The 1,639-nt window shown below is 60.8% G+C and carries 2 protein-coding genes and 1 other RNA gene; 2 read left to right on the top strand and 1 reads right to left on the bottom strand.

What is annotated here, in order from left to right; all coding sequences use genetic code 11:
• Window positions 1–133: 133 nt before the first annotated feature.
• The gene (locus tag EOC06_RS36915; RefSeq protein WP_128310093.1) at window positions 134–445 is read right to left on the bottom strand and encodes a DUF2853 family protein; all 312 of its coding nucleotides are present in this window, start codon (window positions 443–445) and stop codon (window positions 134–136) included.
• Between the two features lie 170 nt (window positions 446–615).
• On the opposite strand from EOC06_RS36915, the gene ssrA reads away from it, so the two are divergent.
• Window positions 616–975: a transfer-messenger RNA gene (gene ssrA / locus EOC06_RS36910) on the top strand.
• A gap of 112 nt (window positions 976–1,087) precedes the next feature.
• Window positions 1,088–1,639, top strand: a 552-nt coding sequence (locus EOC06_RS36905; RefSeq protein WP_128310092.1) for an AAA family ATPase, incomplete at its 3' end; no start/stop codon positions are given.

The raw sequence follows: 1,639 nt of genomic DNA, 5'->3' as shown, positions 1-1,639 counted from the left end.
CTCTCCCCGTCACTATACGGGGAGAGGATGCCGGCAGGCAGGTGAGGGGCAGCGCTGACGCCAGGTGAACTGCCGATTCAAGCCTGAAGCGGTTGCTCGCAGCACCGATCTTCACAACCTGAGTTATGACGGATCAGAGGGAGCCGAGCTTGCCCAGGTCTTTGGCGACGAGGTAGTAGAAAGTCACACGGCTCTTGGTGTTGTCGGCAGCCATTGCCTTGCAAGTCTTCTCGATGGATGCATCGGCCTTCGCTGCATCGCTGATGCCGAGCTTCTTAGCGACCCAGTTGTCCCTGACACGCCCGAGTTCCTTCGGGTCGGTGCAGGACACCAGCGAGGAATCGCGGTTCCTGAGCGCGATGCCCAGGTGCTTGACGATCTTTTCAACCGCATCGGCACTGGCGCTGGCATCGTATTTCTTCACGTCTGCAAGATAGTCGGCCATCGAAATTCCCCTCGTCGGCGCCACGGATCCGATCGATGAGGGCTGTGGCGCGCTGCTGCAACATGTGCGCTAGGTCGGTAACTCCTCACCGGGGCAAAGCTTCGGTTGAGACCGCGCCCAAGTCAACCCTTTGGACTTGCGGTTTTGTCAGAGGGACAAAGTGCCATTGCGGCCTTCCATTTCTTGCGATGGCCCCCTATATTCAATCTGTCGGCTTGACCGACTATGGCGATAAATGGGCGATGAAATAAGCCGTTCGGACCCGGGGGCGGTACCCGGCGCCTCCACCAAAAGCCGCTGCTGATGACAGAGCGGTTTTTGCTGGGGGCGAAATAGGATCGACGAAGGTGTAAAGATCGTACTTTTGCCCGGCATGGTACCACCGTCATCGGGCTAAACCTGTAGTTGCAAATGACAACTATGCGGAAGCACGTCTCGCCGCGTAAGCGGTGCGATAGCTTCAAATCAAGCCCTAGAGGTTCGCACTTCTAGGCGGGGTTCGGAGGTACCTGGCAACAGAAACCTCCACTTCTCCCCTCCTCCTCAACATGCGTTACGCACAACGGCAGCTCCCGCCGGCCAACTTCGCACGCCCTCGGCCGCGAAGCCGCCCTGCCGCGTGCCACCTCTCCACGGACAAACATGCAAAACGATTCCGATCGATTCTTCGTGCTGACCGGCGGTCCCGGCTCCGGCAAGACCACCCTGATCGAAGCCCTGCGCCGGGCAGGCTTTGCCACCTCGGTGGAAGCCGGGCGCGGCATTATCCGCGACCAGTCCGCCCTTGGCGGACCCGCTTTGCCCTGGCATGATCGCGCGTTGTTCGCCGAGTTGATGCTGTCAGTGGAGATGCGCTCCTATCAAATCGCGCAAGAACAGACCGGGCGTCCTGTTTTCTTCGATCGGGGCGTTCCGGACACGCTCCGCTATCTCAGGCTGAGCGGCCTGCCGGTACCCGAACACATCGACGCCGCCGCCAAGCGTTTCCGCTACAACCCCCGCATCTTCGTCGCCCCGCTTTGGCCGGAGATCTTCGCGCAGGATGAAGAGCGCAAGCAGACGCTCGACGAGGCCGAGCGTACCCACCATGCGCTGGTCGGCATCTACACGGAACTGGGCTATGAGATGATTCCGTTGCCGCTGGCACCCGTCGAGGCGCGGCTGCGCTTCGTGCTGGCCGAGACAGGATTGGCG

Source organism: Mesorhizobium sp. M7A.F.Ca.MR.362.00.0.0 (assembly GCF_004023175.1).
Lineage (GTDB): Bacteria > Pseudomonadota > Alphaproteobacteria > Rhizobiales > Rhizobiaceae > Mesorhizobium.
The sequence above is the reverse complement of the archived record's forward strand: the minus strand, read 5'-3'. Positions and strand labels throughout refer to the sequence as shown.